At 38.0% G+C, this 19,030-nt stretch carries 14 protein-coding genes; 9 read left to right on the top strand and 5 right to left on the bottom strand.

Annotated features, from left to right (window positions below; translation table 11 throughout):
• Positions 1–54 precede the first annotated feature (54 nt).
• From IEX65_RS27070 to IEX65_RS27060, 3 genes are all read left to right on the top strand, one after another.
• On the top strand, positions 55–1,782 hold the full coding sequence (locus tag IEX65_RS27070; protein WP_188771384.1) for an IlvD/Edd family dehydratase: 1,728 nt from the start codon (positions 55–57) through the stop codon (positions 1,780–1,782).
• A 109-nt stretch (positions 1,783–1,891) separates the two neighbouring features.
• On the top strand, positions 1,892–2,596 hold the full coding sequence (locus tag IEX65_RS27065; protein WP_188771382.1) for a hypothetical protein: 705 nt from the start codon (positions 1,892–1,894) through the stop codon (positions 2,594–2,596).
• 15 nt (positions 2,597–2,611) lie between these two features.
• Positions 2,612–5,902: a UvrD-helicase domain-containing protein gene (locus IEX65_RS27060; protein ID WP_188771380.1), complete on the top strand. Its 3,291-nt coding sequence runs from the start codon at positions 2,612–2,614 to the stop codon at positions 5,900–5,902.
• Between the two features lie 57 nt (positions 5,903–5,959).
• Here IEX65_RS27060 and IEX65_RS27055 read toward each other — a convergent pair whose 3' ends face one another.
• The 5 genes from IEX65_RS27055 to IEX65_RS27035 all read right to left on the bottom strand — a co-directional run bounded on the left by IEX65_RS27055 (position 5,960) and on the right by IEX65_RS27035 (position 11,001).
• Positions 5,960–7,519, bottom strand: coding sequence for an acyl-CoA carboxylase subunit beta (locus tag IEX65_RS27055; RefSeq protein ID WP_188771378.1), 1,560 nt, complete (start codon positions 7,517–7,519; stop codon positions 5,960–5,962).
• A gap of 167 nt (positions 7,520–7,686) precedes the next feature.
• Positions 7,687–8,427, bottom strand: coding sequence for a LytR/AlgR family response regulator transcription factor (locus IEX65_RS27050; RefSeq protein ID WP_188771376.1), 741 nt, complete (start codon positions 8,425–8,427; stop codon positions 7,687–7,689).
• Between the two features lie 155 nt (positions 8,428–8,582).
• Complete coding sequence (locus IEX65_RS27045; RefSeq protein ID WP_188771374.1) at positions 8,583–9,677, bottom strand: sensor histidine kinase; 1,095 nt, start codon at positions 9,675–9,677, stop codon at positions 8,583–8,585.
• Positions 9,678–9,735: 58 nt separating this feature from the next.
• The gene (locus IEX65_RS27040) at positions 9,736–10,206 is read right to left on the bottom strand and encodes a hypothetical protein (protein WP_188771372.1); all 471 of its coding nucleotides are present in this window, start codon (positions 10,204–10,206) and stop codon (positions 9,736–9,738) included.
• A 156-nt stretch (positions 10,207–10,362) separates the two neighbouring features.
• Entirely contained in the window at positions 10,363–11,001 is a 639-nt protein-coding gene (locus IEX65_RS27035) for a histidine phosphatase family protein (RefSeq protein ID WP_188771370.1), read from the bottom strand.
• A 156-nt stretch (positions 11,002–11,157) separates the two neighbouring features.
• Between IEX65_RS27035 and IEX65_RS27030 the strand changes: the two genes are divergently transcribed.
• The 6 genes from IEX65_RS27030 to IEX65_RS27005 all read left to right on the top strand — a co-directional run bounded on the left by IEX65_RS27030 (position 11,158) and on the right by IEX65_RS27005 (position 18,815).
• Positions 11,158–11,574 (top strand): hotdog fold thioesterase, encoded by a 417-nt coding sequence (locus IEX65_RS27030; protein WP_188771368.1) that lies wholly within the window; start codon positions 11,158–11,160, stop codon positions 11,572–11,574.
• A gap of 70 nt (positions 11,575–11,644) precedes the next feature.
• Positions 11,645–12,466, top strand: coding sequence for a porin family protein (locus IEX65_RS27025; RefSeq protein ID WP_188771367.1), 822 nt, complete (start codon positions 11,645–11,647; stop codon positions 12,464–12,466).
• Positions 12,467–12,474: 8 nt separating this feature from the next.
• The gene (locus tag IEX65_RS27020) at positions 12,475–12,960 is read left to right on the top strand and encodes a hypothetical protein (protein WP_188771365.1); all 486 of its coding nucleotides are present in this window, start codon (positions 12,475–12,477) and stop codon (positions 12,958–12,960) included.
• Between the two features lie 411 nt (positions 12,961–13,371).
• Entirely contained in the window at positions 13,372–14,286 is a 915-nt protein-coding gene (locus IEX65_RS27015; protein WP_188771363.1) for a helix-turn-helix domain-containing protein, read from the top strand.
• Between the two features lie 260 nt (positions 14,287–14,546).
• Entirely contained in the window at positions 14,547–17,411 is a 2,865-nt protein-coding gene (locus tag IEX65_RS27010; protein ID WP_188771360.1) for a TonB-dependent receptor, read from the top strand.
• 174 nt (positions 17,412–17,585) lie between these two features.
• The gene (locus IEX65_RS27005; protein ID WP_188771358.1) at positions 17,586–18,815 is read left to right on the top strand and encodes an MFS transporter; all 1,230 of its coding nucleotides are present in this window, start codon (positions 17,586–17,588) and stop codon (positions 18,813–18,815) included.
• Positions 18,816–19,030: the final 215 nt, after the last annotated feature.

The raw sequence follows: 19,030 nt of genomic DNA, 5'->3' as shown, positions 1-19,030 counted from the left end.
ATATCTATCGACCTCTGTCAATATGATTTGACAAACAAAACTGTAATACAAATTATGCCTAACAAAGAAAATGAAAATTTACGTAGCCAAGATTGGTTTGGAAAAGAAGGAAAAGATGGATTTATCTACCGCAGTTGGATAAAGAATCAAGGCTATCCTGCACATCAGTTTAAAGGAAAACCGGTTATCGGAATCTGTAATACATGGTCTGAGGTTACGCCCTGCAATGGACACTTCAGAGAATTAGCTCAAGTGGTAAAAAATGGAGTTTATGAAGCAGGTGGTTTCCCTTTGGAGTTCCCTGTGATGTCGCTTGGCGAAACTATCATTCGCCCAACCGCTATGCTTTATCGAAATTTGGCCGCTATGACCGTTGAAGAAAGTATCAGAGGAAATCCATTCGATGCCATTGTGTTGCTCACGGGTTGCGATAAAACAACTCCTTCACTTGTGATGGGGGCAGCCAGTTGTGACCTCCCAACGATTGTTGTACCAGGAGGACCAATGCTCAATGGTCGTTTTCAAGGAAAAGCCATTGGTTCGGGTACTGACGTTTGGCGTTTTGCTGACGATTTGAAAACTGGTAAAATGACTCCCGAAGAATTTGAAGAAGCGGAGTCGTGCATGAGCCGAAGCATAGGGCACTGCTCTACGATGGGAACTGCCTCTACGATGGCAGTTATGGTTGAATCTTTAGGACTTACACTACCGGGGGCATCAGCCATTCCAGCGGCCGATTCTCGCAAAAAAGTATTGGCTCACATGTCAGGCATGCGTGCCGTAGAAATGGTCAGAGAAAATCTGTCGCTTTCTAAAGTTCTTACTCGTGAAGCCTTCGAAAATGCAATCATGATGAATGCTGCGGTGGGTGGTTCTACCAATTTAGTGCTACACTTGCTGGCGATTGCAGGACGCATCGGAGTTGATGTAAATCTTGAAGATTTTGATAAAATTGGTAGTAAAATGCCATTTTTGTTAAATTTGATGCCTTCTGGCAAATATTTAATGGAAGATTTCTACTATGCGGGCGGTCTTCCTGCGGTTATCAAGGAGATGGAAAAACACCTTCACCGAGATGCTATTACTGTAAATGGTAAGAGCTTAGTAGAAAATTCAAAAGGAGCTAAAATTTGGAATGAAGATGTAATTGCAACATCCGAAAACCCAATTTTACGTGAAGGTGGAATTGCGGTAGTAAAAGGAAACCTATGCGAAAATGGAGCAGTAATCAAGCCTTCGGCTGCTTCACCGCACTTGATGCAGCACCGTGGTAAAGCAGTAGTTTTTGAGACAATCGAAGACTATCACGCTCGTATCGACGACCCAAATCTCGAAATCGACGAAACTTCGGTAATGGTACTTAAAAATGTAGGCCCAAAAGGCTACCCTGGAATGCCTGAAGTTGGAAACATGCAATTACCTAAGAAATTACTTGAAAAAGGAATTACGGATATGGTGCGTATTTCGGATGCTCGTATGAGTGGAACAGCCTACGGAACTGTATTTCTTCACGCATCACCAGAGTCGGCAGTTGGTGGTACACTCGGATTAGTACAAAACGGTGATGAGATTGAAGTTGATGTACCAAATCGCAAGATTCATTTACACGTTTCGGATGAAGAACTGGCCGAACGCCGTAAAAACTGGACGCCGATTGACTTAGGCTACGACCGTGGCTATACACAGCTATATATCAATACAGTTATGCAAGCTGATAAAGGTGCTGACTTAGATTTCTTGGTTGGGAAATCAGGACACGAAGTAAAAAGAGAGTCACATTAATGCTGGACTTAACGACGAAAATAAGTAGGAGTATTTCGCACAATACGTGGCCGAAGTACTCCTTCTATCTATAAACCTATGTAATGAAAAATCCTCAACTTACCCTATTATGAGAATAAACTTCTTATTTATTGGTATAATATTGATTGTACTATTGGGAGAATGCTTTGTTCATGACCAGACCAATAAAGAATTTGCCGATTTTTGGAGTAATAACTTTCGGATTGCTTCGTGGCTTTTGATGGGCTTATGGTATTATCAGTTACAGAAAATGAATTTTGGGCGAAAGCAGCTATTATTTCTTATCAGTATCATTCTTCCCATCATTGTTTCTCTGACTTCCTACTTAATGCTTGAGCGAACCGCAATTATTATTAACATCATCATCAACGGAATTATTTTTGGTATTTGGATTTACTACTTTCACAATTTAGGAGCAAGAGTTAATATAAGAGATACCGAAAAAACATTGAATAAAATCTCGCCTGCTTTCTTTTTGTTTCCTCTGCTGTTTTATTTCTTTAGCTTGTACCAGACTCTCACTGGCATTTATACTATCCTTGTGTTTTTGTATGTGTTGATATTCTCTTATACTGGAATCGTAGCCGTTTTTCTTCCTGTTAGCGAAGAACGGAAACTTTATATTATCTTAGCATTATCATTATTGGTTATTGCCAATATCATGAATGCGTATCATACTTTCTTGCAGAAACTTTTGTGGGCCTATCCTGTAATCAGAACAATCACGGTAGCTTCAAAGTGTATGCTGATTTATGGTATTACTGATTTTGAAGTAAAAACAGATAAGGTTTAAGATAAAAAACTAAGAATGTCAAAATTTAACGTATATAGTTCGTCGGCAGGTTCAGGTAAGACATTTACACTCACAAAGGAGTATCTAAAATTGGCTCTTGGTAGCGATAAATCATATTACTACAAGCGTATTTTGGCTATTACTTTTACCAACGATGCTGCTTCAGAAATGAAGGAGCGTATCTTGGCTGCTTTGAAGGAAATAGCTGATTTAAAGGGTTTTAACGAAAAATCGAAGTTCTGGGGAATGTTTAGAATGATAGCTGATGACCTTCGACTGCCCGACGATATTATCCAACAACGAGCAGGTGCAGTATTTAGCCACATTATTCAAGAATACTCAGATTTTGCCGTAAAAACGATTGATAGTTTCGTCAATCAACTTGTAAATGCGTTCACCGAAGATTTGGGTTTGCCTTATAATTACGAAATCGTGCTTGACTCAAACACGGTGATGACTGAAGCCGTAGAACGTCTGATTGAAAAAGCGGGCGTTGACGAGTACCAAGATGTAACTCGTATTTTGGAGCGTTTCATCGAAGAAAAAGTAAGTGATGGTAAAACTTGGAATTTCGTAACCGAAGAACTGGCTAAATTTGGAAATCACCTCATCAACGACCAGTTTTATTCTTCTTTAATAAAACTCGACAACCTTGACTCAAAAGATTTTTGGTCAATTTCAAATAATATTTATTCTTACCTGAAATGGTTTGAAGAAACAATAACTGCTTTAGCCGAAAGAGCGATTCAATATATTGAAAATCAAGGCCTTAGCGTTGACGATTTTACGCAAAAAAATAAAGGTATCGGTGGGTATTTTTATAATATGCGAGAAGATTTTGAAGATGAATATTTCCGAAAAAAAGATAAATCTCCCAACTCATATCATTGGGCTGCCATCAATGAAGATAAATGGTACGGAGCAAAAGCACCGACTCCAATCAAAGTTGCCATTGATTCTATCAAAGAAGATTTGACGGCGATTTTCAATGAAATGCAAGATTTTAGGGCTGAGCATTTAGCAAAATATACGCTTTTTACTCTACTTAAGCCTAACCTGCGGAAGTTGTCTTTATTGAAAAAAATAAAGAAAGAATTCGACGAAGTACTGGAAGACAAAAACCAAGTTTATATATCGGAATTTAATCGTAAGATTCTGAAAATCATCTTATCAGAACCTGTGCCGTTTATTTATGAACGCATCGGCGAGCGTTATAATCACCTACTCGTAGATGAGTTTCAGGATACTTCTGATATGCAGTTTTATAACTTACTGCCGCTCATTGAAAACTCGTTGGCCAACAATCACTTTAACCTCATTGTAGGTGATGCCAAACAGGCAATTTACCGTTGGCGTGGTGGAAAAATGGAGTTGATTGTGCATCTGTTCAATAAAAAAGTTGAGCGATTGATGAATAATCCACTCATTCAAGACTTTCAGATTGAGCAGTTTCTAACCATTTCGGAGTATATCGAATCTAAAAATTTGACTACAAATTATCGTAGTAGTAGAGAGATAATAGAGTTTAATAACCGCTTTTTTGAGACCGTTTTGGGCGATTATGGACAGATTTATAAGTTTTTACCCGAAGTCTATGCTGATTTTGTACAGGTGATTCCTGAAAATGCCAAAATGGGTGGACACGTACAGATTGAGTTTTTGGATTATGTAAAAGACGAAGACTTAATGCTGGGCCGAACGGTAGAGTTGATTGAGAAAGTGCTGGCCGAAGGCTATTCGATGGGAGATATAGCGATATTGTGCAGAAAAAATAAGGAATCGGCCGAAATTGCCAATTTCTTGACTGAGGCCAATTATAATATCATTTCTCGTGACTCGCTTTTACTCAAAAATTCAGCTATTGTTCGACTTTTAGTAGCATTTATGCGGGTAGTTAATCAGCCCGATAATCGCTTGGCAAAATCTGAGGTGGCCTATTTATTTTATCAGACCATTCTCGGACAAATACCTGATAATAAAGCAAATGATTTAATTTCTGAAGCTGTGGATACTCCACAAATCGCAGATTTTTATTTACTTTTTGCTCAGCACGGTTTCACACTCGACTCCATTAATCTTAATAAAGCGGGTATTTACGAACTCGCCGAAAAAATCATTCACGTTTTTCAGTTATTTGAGCGAACCGACCGCAAATCGTACCTTTTCCGATTCTTAGATGTGGTGCTGAATTACAGCCTAAAAGAAAGTAATCACTTGCAAGATTTCTTGAAATTTTGGGATGAGAAAAAGGACAGCTCGGCACTTTCGGTCAAGTCTCCGTCTGAGCAAGATGCCATTACTATCACTACTATCCACCGTTCTAAAGGTCTTGAATACCCAATCGTGATTATTCCTTATGCTCATTGGGATGTTCGCCCGAATCATTATTCTGAACTTTGGGCTGACTTAGACATAGTTGATTATGAGGAGTTTATGTGCGAAAAGGATGGTGAGGTAGCTAAACTTCAATCAGCACCAATAAAAATAAATGCGATGCTCGAAATGACTGATTTGGGTGGTCAATACGCATCTGAATTAGAAGCCATTTTCCTTGAAAACCTCAATATGCTTTATGTGGCATTTACGAGAGCGGTCGATAAACTTTTTGTGCTTTCGGGCAAAAACTACCATCAAAAGATTCAAGGCGTAGGCGATTTGATGTATGGTTTTTTGGCGGCGGCCGAACTTTATAAACCCGAGCAAAGCGTTTACGAAGTAAGTCAAGGACATTTCATTAAAAAAGAACAGCCTGCTCCCGAAGAGCGAGATATTATTTTTCTACCCAAAGTAGTGAGCGAAGACCGCAGTGATAAACTTCGTTTGCGTCGTATTTCAGAGAAAATCTTTGACCCCGAAACCCTCGATAAAACCAAAGACCGAGTAAATAAATTGCACGAAGCATTTGTGAAAATAAAAACTCGAAAAGATATACCAAGAGCCATTCAATTGCTTGAATTTGAGGGAGTTGTGAGTCCGAAAGAGAGTGATGAAATCATCGAGTCGGTTGAGAGAATAATCAGTTTACCTGAGCTTAAATCTCTTTTTGAAGAAGGCTTACAGGTTGATAATCAGCGAGAAATCTTACTCAATGGTGTAGATGCCCAATGCCCTGACCGAGTTGTAATGAAAGATGGAATTGTGCATATAATTGATTATAAAACTGGCACAAGCAAAGACCAAAATAAACACGAGAAAAACGCTCGCCAAGTACGAAATTACGGCAAACTTTACCGCCAAATGGGCTACGAAAATATTGAGATGATGTTGGTGTACTTAGAAACAAGTGAGGTCGTGAGAGTGGCGTAAATAGTAAAATTACCACGAATACACTAATCATTAGCTGTATTCGTGGTAAGAAGTGTATCATAACGGAATATTTCCGTGTTTTTTGCGAGGTAAATTTGTTGCTTTGTTTTCGAGCATTTTAAATGCCTTTAAAAGCTTCTCACGGGTGTCGGCTGGGTTAATTACTTCGTCGATGTAGCCACGGTGTGCTGCCTTGTATGGGTTGGCAAATTTATCGGTGTATTCGTCAACTTTATTTTTCAATTCTGCCGCTGAATCTTCGGCTTCCGAAATCTCTTTTCTGAAAATAATTTCGGCTGCACCTGCTGCTCCCATTACGGCAATTTCGGCTGAAGTCCAAGCATAATTCATATCAGCACCAATGTGTTTCGAGTTCATTACGCAATACGCACCACCGTAAGCCTTACGAGTAATGACCGTGATACGTGGAACAGTTGCCTCACAGAAAGCGTACAGAAGTTTGGCTCCGTGCGATATGATACCGTTCCATTCTTGGTCAGTGCCTGGCAAGAAACCTGGAACATCTTCCAGAACCAAAAGCGGAATATTATAGCAATCACAGAAACGCACAAATCTTGCTCCTTTCAAACTTGCATTGATGTCAAGCACACCCGCCATAACGGCTGGCTGATTTCCCACGATTCCGATAGAACGCCCACCGATTCGAGCAAAACCAACCACAATATTTTCAGCAAAGTTTTTATGTACTTCAAAGAAACTACCTTCGTCAACCAATTGCTCCACAACCTCACGCATATCGTAGGGTTGATTAGGGTTTTCAGGCATTAATTTGTTTAATTCTGGACGTTTTTCGTTGCCGTTCGATTCATATGCAACAAAAGGAGGTTGCTCTTCGCAGTTGGAAGGAATATAACTGAAGAGTCGTTTAATATCATTAATACACTCAATTTCATTGGCTGATACGAAGTGCGTAACACCTGATTTTGTAGCGTGGGTCATTGCACCGCCCAATTCTTCCGAACTTACATCTTCGTGTGTAACAGTTTTTACTACGTTTGGCCCAGTTACAAACATATACGAAGTGTTTTCGACCATCATTACGTAATCGGTCAACGCTGGTGAATATACCGCTCCACCTGCACATGGCCCCATGATAGCCGAAATCTGAGGAATTACGCCCGATGCAAGCGTATTTCTGTAAAAAATATCAGCATAGCCAGCCAACGAGTTTACACCTTCTTGGATTCTTGCTCCGCCCGAATCATTCAATCCAATTACGGGAGCTCCATTTTTCATAGCCATATCCATGATTTTACAGATTTTTTCGGCGTAAGTTTCAGAAAGCGAACCGCCAAAAATCGTAAAATCCTGAGCAAAAACATAGACTAAACGCCCCGTAATTGTGCCGTAACCAGTCACCACACCATCACCCAGATAATATTCTTTATCTAAGCCGAAGTCTTTGCTGCGGTGCATCACAAATTTGCCGATTTCTTCAAATGTTCCTTCATCGAGCAATAGTTCGATGCGTTCACGAGCGGTAAGTTTTCCTTTTTTATGTTGAGCTTCAATTCTTTTATCGCCTCCACCCAAAAGTGCTTCTTCATTTTTGCGGTTAAGAATTTCGAGTTTGTCTAAATTTGATTTTGCTGTCATTGTTATCTTCGATGTTCGTTGAGTTGGACAAATCTAAGAAAATCTACAACAAAAAGACGAGTTAGGTGGGGTCTATTTTTAGATTTTATTGCTAAATAAAAATAGATAGGGGAGAGATTAGGTAGAGACAGGGCATGCCCTGTCTCTACACGTCGATAAAATATTGATTATAACGACATCAAATCTTTGAATTTGATTGCTTGGCGGCGAGAAATTTCAATTTTTTCGGTGGCAGTTCCTTTTTCGGTTGTCTTTAAAGTTACTAAAAGTCCGCCCGAAAACCATGGCTCAATTTTATCAATCCAAGCCAAATTAATGATGTGCTTGCGATTGGCACGGAAATATATTTTTGGGTCGAGACGCTCTTCGAGGCTATTTAACGACTTTAGAATCATCGGTTTTTGGTCGTCGAAGTGCAAACGCACATAATTCCCCATTGATTCGAACAAACGCACTTTTCCTAATTTTACGAACCAGCATTTTTCACCATCTTTCACAAAAACTTGGTCGGCTTCGCCCAAGAGTTTAATACCTTCTTTACGCTCAACCTCATGGATTTGCTCTTCTTCAACACGCTGAATTGCTTCGGCTAAGCGTTGCATATCAACAGGCTTCATCAAATAATCGAGGGCGTTAAATTCAAATGCCTTGAGTGCGTACTCGTCATAAGCAGTTGTAAAGATAACCTCTGGCACTTTTCCTTCGATAGCTTCGAGCAACTGAAACCCATTTTTACCTGGCATCTGAATATCCAAGAATAATAAATCTGGCGATAATTCATCAATCAGATTAAGGGCCTCGTCGGCATTGGCAGCTTCTCCAATTACCTCGATTTTAGGAAAATTTTCTAACAAACGACGCAGTTCATTGCGAGCCAAGCGTTCGTCATCTATGATAAGTGCTTTCATTTGGTGATTGGTTATTGGAATATCAGTTATTGGGAAATTAGTTATTAGTATATCGGTTATTGGTGAATTGGTTATTTACTAAGCGTAGAATTTGCCATTAGAGGGAAATTTCCAGTTACCAATTCACCAGTTTACCAATTTACCAGTAACCAGTCTTAGCTCGCTGCTCTCATATTAGATGAATCGAGCGAAATATTACTATTTTTTTGGTCAATGTTTTCGGTTGGAATAACTATTTCGGCACAAACAGTCAGGTTATCTTCTTGATAAATCTTAAACGAAGCATCTGTTCCGTAAAGAATATCAAGACGTTGGGCGGTGTTTTTTAGTCCAAAACCACCAGATTCCGAATCTGAGTTTGTGCCGTGTAGCTGTCCTGTATTTCGGATTTTTATGTGAAGTTTATCTTCAATAATGCTCGTATTGATTTCGATAAATCCCCAGCCTATGGCTTTTTGTACCCCATGTTTGATAGCATTTTCTACCAAAGTTTGGAGCATCATGGGTGGTACTTGTATGCCGAGAGTGTTATCATCGATATCCCATTTTGATTGCAGACGCTCTTCGTAACGTACTTTTTCGAGAGCCAAATAGTCTTCAATTGTGCGAAGCTCTTCTTTGAGCGAAATCGTCGTACGGCGGTCAGCAATGAGCGAACTACGCAAGATATTTGATAATTGCGTGATTCCTTGTTGGGCTTTGTTGGGGTCTTCATAAACCAATGCTCTGATGCTATTTAAAGCATTGAACATAAAATGGGGGTTCATCTGAGCCTTCAGTACTTTGGCTTCCGATTCTTTGATGGATGTACGGAGTTTCAGTTGCTCGATTTCTCGTTGACCTTTTTCTTCTGAATAATGATAAAAAATATAAACCAGCACCCAAACCATTGTTGGTTTTGAGAGATTGATAAAATATTCGATGGCGAGAATTGGGTTTTCGCTAAGAAGTTGACCCGTATATTTAGCATCAAGCGGTAGATTAAGAGCTACCATGAAGTCGGTCATTATAAAAACCCCTAAAACAACTCTTATAGCCAATCGAGGCATTGGAAGTGTTATCCAATTGTATCGCTTGACGATGTATCTGAAAGAATGTGTTAGGAAGATAGCCAAGATTATATTGGCAAATGCCTGAAAAAGCATCTGATTCTCGAAGCCATATTGTATTGAGTACACAAATACTTCGTTGCCGAAATAAAGTGACCAGCCCACAATCTGAAATAACCAATATAATTTGTTTTTACTCATGATGTTTCAAAATGTTTTTCTGACTTTTTTCTCAATTATGGTATTATCTTCTCAAACCTTATGCCATTGCTCCTGACATCGAGGCCATGTAATAATTTGCGGCATATACCCCGAGTAATATTAATAAAATGTTTTGTGGTTTATCGGTGAATATAATATTGTAATTATAGTTTAATTTTTTCCAATTAAGTTGCGAGTCAAGTTGAAAGAGTTGTTCATCGCTATGATTTTCAAACGTAAATTTATTTCCCAAAAGACCTTTTGCTTTCAAAATAAACTCTTGGCCATCGTGAAAATTAAAAACAATTTGTCCACGCCAGTTCATTTTTAATGTTGCTATTACTGCTCCATTTTTTGTTACATTAATGCTTGTGTCAAAAATACCAATGTGTTCAATTTCATAGAATTCTGAATTTGATAATATGATTTTCGCACTTAAAGAAAGTAAACTTTCGTAAATTAATTCTCCTAAAGGTTGTCCGTTTTCAGCTAATTGAAAAGTCTTGCTATCTACTGATTTTGCTTCCATTTTACTTTGTTTTGAAGGTTTTCTATTCAAGATAGTGGAAATATCTATAATTTTCACAAACGTCTTGAACTTCATTACAAAATAAAAATACAGAAAACCCGACGAAAAAGACGGGTTTTCTACATCAAAGGGGAATTGATTCGATAAACGGACATATTATTTTACCAAGAGTTCGGATAAATGTGCGGTATCGTTGGCTATATCAAGACTAAACTTTTGTGTTTGGTAATCATAGCTTAGTCGATAAAGGCATAAATTACTATGGCTGAAAGAGTCCATTTCGGAAAGTGGAAGGTCGAGCAGATGAGTTAGCAAAATTCTGATAGCACGGCCGTGCATGGCTACTAAAATCATTTTTTCATCTGAACGTTCGATGATTTTCTCGAAGGCAATTTTTTGCCGAGCGGCTACTTGTTCGGGTGTTTCGCCTCCTGGAGCTGCTGGTATATCTGTTTTTCCATTACCCCAATTGGCAATAATTTCGAGATAGTTTTCGTCTTCGAGGTAATTAGGCACTTTACCTTCTTTTTCGCCCCAACTTATTTCGTTGAGTCCCTCGAATTGCTCGTATGGAATACCAAGATTGATGAATTCTTGAACCGATTGCACCGTGCGGCGTAGCTTCGACGTATATATTTTATCGAACTCGATATGTTGGTAAGCATCAAAAAAGGCTTTGGCCTGTAAAAAACCTATTTCATTAAGGTCTGAGTCGATGCCGCTTCCCTGTACTACACCTCTGCGATTGAACTCAGTTTCTCCGTGACGAATCAAGTAAATTGTTTTGGTAAGCAAAATATCAGTATTTAAAATTGAAACTATCTAAAACAAACCTTAGTTTTGACTCTAAAACTAATAAAGCCGCAAAATTACGAAATATTAGACTATAACGGTAGGCGACTCTATAAATTTTGAAATTTTTTAAAATTACCAATCATCAAAAATAGAAATATGTTTAAGAAGCACTTTGATATTACGAAGCCATTTGGACAAAGCTCAATGGGTGAGCATTTAGGAATTGAGTTTTTGGAAGTAGGGGAGGATTTCCTCACGGCCCGAATGCCCGTTGACCACCGCACTACGCAGCCTTTTGGAATTTTGCACGGCGGAGCATCAGTAGCCTTAGCCGAAACTGTTGGTAGTGTGGCATCATTACTTACCTTAGATAGTATTCAGACCCACCGTGCTGTAGGCTTGGAAATCAATGCTAATCATATTCGCCCAGTAAGTAGTGGATGGGTATATGCCAAAGCGGTACCGCTACATTTGGGACGTACGACCCACGTATGGGATATAAAAATAACTTCAGAAGAACAAAAATTGGTATGTGTGGTGCGTTTTACGGTAGCAATAGTAGAAATTAAGTAATGTTTTTATGGCTTGATTTTTGCTTAAAAATGAGTAATTTAATGTTGAGTGAATTATAAAAAAGTTTTGTATGAAAAAACTACTATTAGGATTATTGAGTATCGTATCAAGTTCTATTTTTGCTCAAGAAAGAGCCGATACAACAAAAATGAAAACCGATTCGGTGAAAGTTGATACCTTAATTAACTCAAAAGAAGTTACAAAAAAACGTAAAAAAGTAGAGGAAGACACCTTGAGTTACTTGCAAGAATTTAAGCGAGATGGCGTGAAATTCCAGTTTGGACTCCGTGGTGGTGTAAGTTTTGGTCGATACAATCTTACTGAGATAAAAGATGTTGTTCGTGTAACTTCTTCGGGGCTACCTCAATTTCCAATTGTAAGAGATAATTTTTTGAATAATGCCCAATCGGCTTTGGGGTATCTGGGTGGGGTATTTGTGCGTATGACCCGTGGCTCGTTTTATTTTCAGCCCGAAGCTATTTATGCCCAAAAAGGTGGGAAGTTTGATATTTTACAGACAAACGGAACATTGTTCAAGCGGGTCAATGGTACAATCAATGCCGTGGATATTCCATTGTTATTCGGGCTTCGTTTTCGTCAAGGTCGCATTTTTGCTGGGCCAGTTGCTTCTTTTCCTATGCAGTTCAATAAAGAGATAGAAGATGCCTTGAAAGTTTATACTGTTAAAGATTTGAAGAACGAACTACTTTCTCGTCCGAAATTTGGTGTAAATGCAGGTATTGGTTTTGAATTTAAGCATTTCTTCATAGAAGGTCGCTATGAAGGGTTATTTGCCAATGTGATTGATTATGAAATCGGCCCGACAAATAATCCTGTACAATTCCAAATGTCACCAAGCCAATTCCAGATTTCGATAGGGTTGGTGAAGTAAAAATGAATATGAAAACTATATATATTGTTATTCATAAAATTCTTTTTTTCACAATCTCAGTATTGTTTTTTTTCTCTTGTACAGGTAGAAGTGGTTCTGACGATACTCAAAGTTTAGTCGTTGGAGAAGTTGTACATGATACATTGAATACTGAGCAAATTGACAAGATAAAAGAAATACACAATACTTTTGTTGAGGTTGATTCTTTTAGCTTAGAACAGACTATAAATGATTTTAAGAGAGATAAAAATCCTGATAATGAAATCTCAATTTGGTTATCAATGGCAAAAGCGTATAAGAAATTCACTATTAATAAGCCCAAACTTGGTTTGAATAAAAAGAAAGAAGCATATCGACTTATTCTTATGCGTTCTATGGAAAGTGAATCTGTGGCAAAGGAAAAGTCAGAATTGAAATTTTTATCAGATGAAGAGGTGAAAGAAATACTTGGATATTATGATTTAGAAGCAAAACCAATCACAATATCAAAATAATTAATCAATTGCTTTTTGAAGTTTTAAATCCATAGGATTGTTTCATTTTGTAGCCATCGATTTTAATCGATGATAGAATAAAATATGAGTTCCATCGGAACGATATATTTACAACATGCTTCGTTCCGATGGAACTTAAATTTATTGTAACCATTATTTCCGCCGATTAAAATCGACGGCTACAAAATTAGTAGAGCCGACGGCTCTAAATAGCTTACAAGATTAATGGATACTCTCAAATGTAAATTTTTAATGTTTGGGAGTATTATGTTTATATAGACCTTCACGACCTATTGTTTTATTTCTCCTCAAAATCCTTCTTTTATTTTCTCTGGGCCAAGATACTCAAACTCAAAAAATATAATTCTCGAATTGTGCGTTTGGGTATTTATTACTACTTTGGCTTTTGCAATGAATCAGAAAGAAAGTAAAATAGCCCCACTTTCACCAAAAGAGTTAAACGTTCATCATTTTGGAGATGAATGGAAAATGAATATTGCCGATTTTCATCATCTGTTTCATATAAACAAAATTGAGGATGTTATTCCCAAAATAAAATTTCCATTACAACCCCACCGAAAAACCGTAAACGACTTTTTATTTCTGACCCAAGGGCATTCTATCAGAAGTAAGGGCTTGCATGAATACAAATTTGGCGAGAATACTTTCTTTTTCTTACCTGCTTATCAAATCTCTACGCATGAGTATGTGAGTACCGATGCTAAAGGTTATTTTTGCCATTTTGATGAAGAAATCTTCTCTAAAGTATTTACTAAAACTCAACTTTCGGAAGAATTTAATTTTTGGCAGTTTTCGGGCGAGCCCCTGGTAGAAGTGAGCAAAGAAATGCAAAAGCCTATTTTAAATATTCTCGAACGGCTGATTTATGAATATGAAACCAACAAATCGCTTAATCCGAATCTGATTACGGCGTATTTGCTTACTTTATTTACAGAGATAAGTATTTTTCAGAAAGAGCAGATAAATCTACCTAAAAATGCCGCATTGCGTGTGACCGAAAAGTACAAGAATCTGCTTTCGCAGCATATTTATAAAACCAATAAAGTAAGCGATTATGCTTCTATGTTGGCTATCACGCCCGACCACCTCAATAAGTGTGTGAAATCAACTGTTGGTCGAACCTCACAAGAATTGCTTGCCGATATGATTATCCTCGAAGCAAAAGTACTCCTCAAACAATCAAGTCTCTCCATTAGCGAAATTGCTTTCAAATTCTGTGAAACCAATCCAAGCGATTTTACACGTTTTTTCAAAGGTAAAACAGGTGTTTCTCCAAAGGAATTCAGAAAAAACGTTATATCTTAGTTAATCGTTATTCCTACAAAAATCAATCTATTTTTTATCATTATCAATCCATATTGTCGGATTTTGCATGATATTCATCGTTTTGTGCTAATTTTTCTCGCTTTCTTCTTATTAGTTTTGTACAATAATTTATTTAAACCTTAATAAAAAAGCTGATAAAGCCTGCAAGCTCTATCAGCCGAAAATCCTCCCGAACCGACCAAAGTACAAAGAGGAAACAAGGTTTTAAAAAACGTATCTTTTAACCTTATTACAAAAAAATGAGAAAATCATTATTAAAAAAAGGATTTTGGTCAGTTTTTATTATGACCATCGTCAATTTATCGGTTTTTGCACAAACTGCCAAAGTTAGCGGGCGAGTAACTGACGAAAAAAATCAAGCACTTGTTGGTGTTTCGGTTGTAATTAAAGGTACAACTAAAGGCACTGTTTCTGATGCCGAAGGAAACTATTCAATCGAAGCATTAGGAAGCCAAACGCTTTCATTCTCGTTTGTTGGCTATACTTCAAAAGAAGTAGCCATCAACAATCAAAGTATAGTAAATGTATCATTGGCCGAAGATGCTGCTGCTCTTGATGAAGTTGTAGTAACGGGGGTTTTTGATAAACGCACCAAGATGGAGTCTTCAGTGGCTATCTCGACGCTCAATGCTAAGCAAATGTCAGTTTTGGCTGCAACCAGTGCTGCCGATTTATTGAGGAATATCCCTGGAGTTTATGTCAATAACGCACGTGGCGAAATTGCCAACACAGTTTATTCAAGAGGTATTGCAGCTAACTCGATTGATAATGCTTCGGGGTATTATTATGTATCAATGCAAGAAGATGGATTGCCATTAATGAATGTTAATTACGGTACGGATAATTATTTAAGAGCCGATATTACGACCGAACGTTTGGAAGCCGTGCGTGGCGGGACAGCTTCGATTTTAGGAGCAAATGCTCCAGGTGGAATTTTTAATTATGTTTCAAAAACGGGTGGAAAAATTACACAAGGAGAAGTGAGAGCAAAATACGGCTTAGAGGGTAATGGCAAAAATCCATTTTATAGAGTAGATGCCAATGTTGGTGGCCCCTTGAGCAAAGATGGTTCGCTTACGTATAATATAGGTGGTTTCTATCGTACATCTGATGGTGCAAGATACCCAGGCTATTCAAGTAATAATGGAGGACAATTAAAGGCAAATATTCTAAAAAACTATTCGTCAGGAAGTTTGAAATTATTTGTGAAAGTATTAGATGACCGCAATGCACAAGCGGAGTTTATTCCGTCGCAGGGCTGGGATAATCCAAAGGTAATGTCTGGGCTTTCTACTACCGATTCTTATAATTTACCAGCATTTTCGATGCAAATTCCTATCAATAATACAGGAACAGCCACTTTTAATTCAAAAGATAAATACCATAATCGTGACAATACTTTTGGATTAAATTGGACACAAGAACTGGGCAATGGTTGGATAATCAAAAATGATGGCAAATATTCAGCAAAGCACATGACAGGGAGTGTGCCAGCCGTAGTAACGCCTTATGCCACTGATGGAATTGTGTTTTATGGCTTGCCTCATTTGCTTCAAACAGGAAAACTCGGAACCTATATTTTCAATGATAAAGTAACTGGCCAAAACCTCGGCACGATTACTTTAGTACCTAATATAATTAATGGAAACTTTGCAGGCTTTAACTTTATTCCAGGTGCAAATAATAATTTTCCAGGGGCGAATATTCAGAAAAACTCATTGTTTTTCTTGCCTTTGTTTTATCAAGATATTTCCATCAATGAATTCATGAATCAGTTTTCGGTTTCCAAGAAACTGGATAAAATGAGTTTTAATTTCGGGGCTTTTTATGCCAATTCTAAAGTTGACCGTGTAGGTGGACAAGAAGACTCTGGTGTGGGCGTGGGTACAATGCAAGACCAACCACACTTGGTTGATATTCAACTCAAAGGTTTAGACGGCAAAACGTACCAAATTACCGACCCTAATGGATTTATGGATTTGGGTAGAGGTGGTATCACTACTTCTAATGCAAAAAAAGCTCAATTGGCTCTGTTTTTTGGGCATAATTGGTCAATCACTCCAGCATTGAATCTCGATTGGGGATTGCGTTATGAGCATACAAATTTTGCTGGCTCAAATGTGCCTGTTACTCGTAATGCCAATGAAAATAGTCCAACATGGGGTGGTTTAGACGGAAACCCACTAACGGTTTATGATAATGGTGGTGGAAGTGTAGGTACACAACTTGTTTTCGATAAAACTATCAAAACAGTTTCGTTTTCGGCAGGTTTAAACTACAAAATCAATGATGGTGCAGCCGTTTATATACGTTATGCCAACGGGAACAAAGCTCCTGAAATTGGTCAGTTTTTTTCGGCAACAAGCCAATTCTTGATTAATAGCTTAAACACTGAGGCTCAGAATATTCAACAAATTGAAGCGGCCTTGAAAGTGAAGAAATCTAAGTATTCACTCAATATTACACCGTTTTATAGTTTACTTTCAAATGTACCAAATCTTCAGTTTGGTTTCCAAGATTCAAACGGACAGACGTATAATCCAACTACTCAATACGGTAAATTCCGAACATTTGGAGTAGAATTAGAAGGTACTTACGCTATCAATGCTAATTTTAGTGTGAGAAGTCAAGCAACGATTCAAAATTCAAAAGCAGTTGAATACAAAACATGGATTGCCAGCGGCGTAAATGCCAGCAAAGATGTGCTGCTTGATTTCTCAGGAAACGAAACAGATAATAATGCTCAGTTGATGTTTGGCTTAACACCGATGTATCAGAAAGGTAAATTCAATGTTTTACTCAATTATTATTACATGGGGGCTCGCCAAGCAAACGTTCCGAATGCCTTCAAAATGCCAGCTTTTGGTCAGCTTGATTTGAGCGTTGGTTATGATTTGAATAAAAAACTGAGATTACAAGCTAATATCAACAACCTTACGAATGTGTATGGTGTGTTGGGCTGGTCTGGGCCTGGTGGATTCCCAGCGGCTTTGAACAGACAAGGCTTTACGAAGGAGTTTGTAGCGGCTAACCCCAATGCAGTTTATTCTACGCAGGGGTCGATGCCAAGGGCATATTTCTTGACATTGAGTTATAGATTTTAACTTGTAGGTTGAATATTTAGTCCGAACGGGATAGATGTTTTTCTATCCCGTTTTTAAAGTTTTTACCTTGACTATTTGTCATGTTGGAAAATGGAGTAAAACAAGAGATAATTTAGAGTACAAAAATTAGCTAACAATTTATAAGTAATGAAACCTTAACTAAACCCTAATAAAATGAAAAATCAAGAAAAAAGTAACTTAACGCCTCCATCGGAGGGCAAGGTGCTTTCTTACGAAAACGGCATTGTGCTACTTATGGCACTAACTTTCGGTTGTTTGTTTTTCGACCGACTGGCACTCAATTTCCTAATGCCTTATGTAGCCAAAGACCTCAATCTAAATAATACCCAAATCGGACTTTTAGCTGGGGCTTTATCATTAGCTTGGGCGTTTTCGAGCTTTTTCTCAACTGCTTGGGCAGAGAGTAAGAATAAAAAGAAAATCGTTTTCATAGTAGCCGTTTTTGTGTTTTCAATTTGTTCGTTTGGTTCAGGTTTAGCTACTTCATTCATTACTTTGTTGCTTGCTCGTTTGGTCATGGGTTTTGCCGAAGGTCCTGTTATTCCATTGGCACAAAACTTTGTTGAGCGTGAATCTTCTCCCAACCGTTTGGGCCTGAATGCTGGTATTCTGCAAGGCGTAGGTTCTGCACTTTTTGGTTCTATTTTAGCACCCGTGCTATTGGTGAAAATTGCCGAAGACATGGGCTGGCGAAATGCCTTTTTTGTAGCAGGTGCTCCGGGTTTACTGTTGGGTTTGTTGGCTTGGAAATTTCTCAAAAAATCAACCGTTGAAAGTGTTGCCCAAACGCAAGAAAAATCAGCTTTAAATATTTCAGAATTATTACAATACAACAATATTAAATACGGCATTGGAGCAGCTTGCTGTGTATTTGGTTGGTGGTTTTCAACCTTGCCATTTATTTCCAATTATTTTGTACAAAACCAAGGTATGACGCCCGACGAAATGGGTAAAACGATGGGTTTGCTCGGAGTTGCTGGCCTTGTTTCTTCGATAATTGTAACGGCTTTGTCTGATAAATTCGGCCGCAAAAAAGTAGTATTTCTCTTCTTAATTATAGGAGCGTTATATCCGTTTGCTGTTTACTTTTTATTTGGTACAGCTCTGCATTTACCAGCCATGTTTTTAACATATTTTTTGATGGGAGCAATTCCGCTTGTAGCAGCCGTGATTCCCTCGGAAGCTGTACCTGTGCATTTGAAAGCAAAAGCAATTGGCTTGATAACGGCCGTTGGCGAAATCGTAGGTGGAGTAATTGTACCAGCTATTGCGGGCGTACTCTCTGATAAAATCGACCCTTCTGCATTTCTTTGGGTTGCTGCTACATTGGCAATTTTTGGTCTGTTTTTCGTAATGAAACTGACCGAAACGCTAAAAAAATAATCATTTTTTATGAGATTTAGCCGCATAAACATGATAGTACATGAGTGTTGATAGGTAGAAATTGTATTATTTTGTTTGAAAATGATATTTATCTGATTTTAATTGAAACTTTATAGCCTTTTTTTAAGTCAAAATTTCATCATAGGTTATTCAAATAAAAGGTAGATATTTCTGCCTTTTTATTTAAACTATTTGCCAAAATTATACCCCGTAAA

The sequence above is a fragment of the Emticicia aquatilis genome (assembly GCF_014644295.1).
GTDB lineage: Bacteria > Bacteroidota > Bacteroidia > Cytophagales > Spirosomataceae > Emticicia > Emticicia aquatilis.
This window is presented reverse-complemented; position numbering and strand designations above follow the sequence as displayed.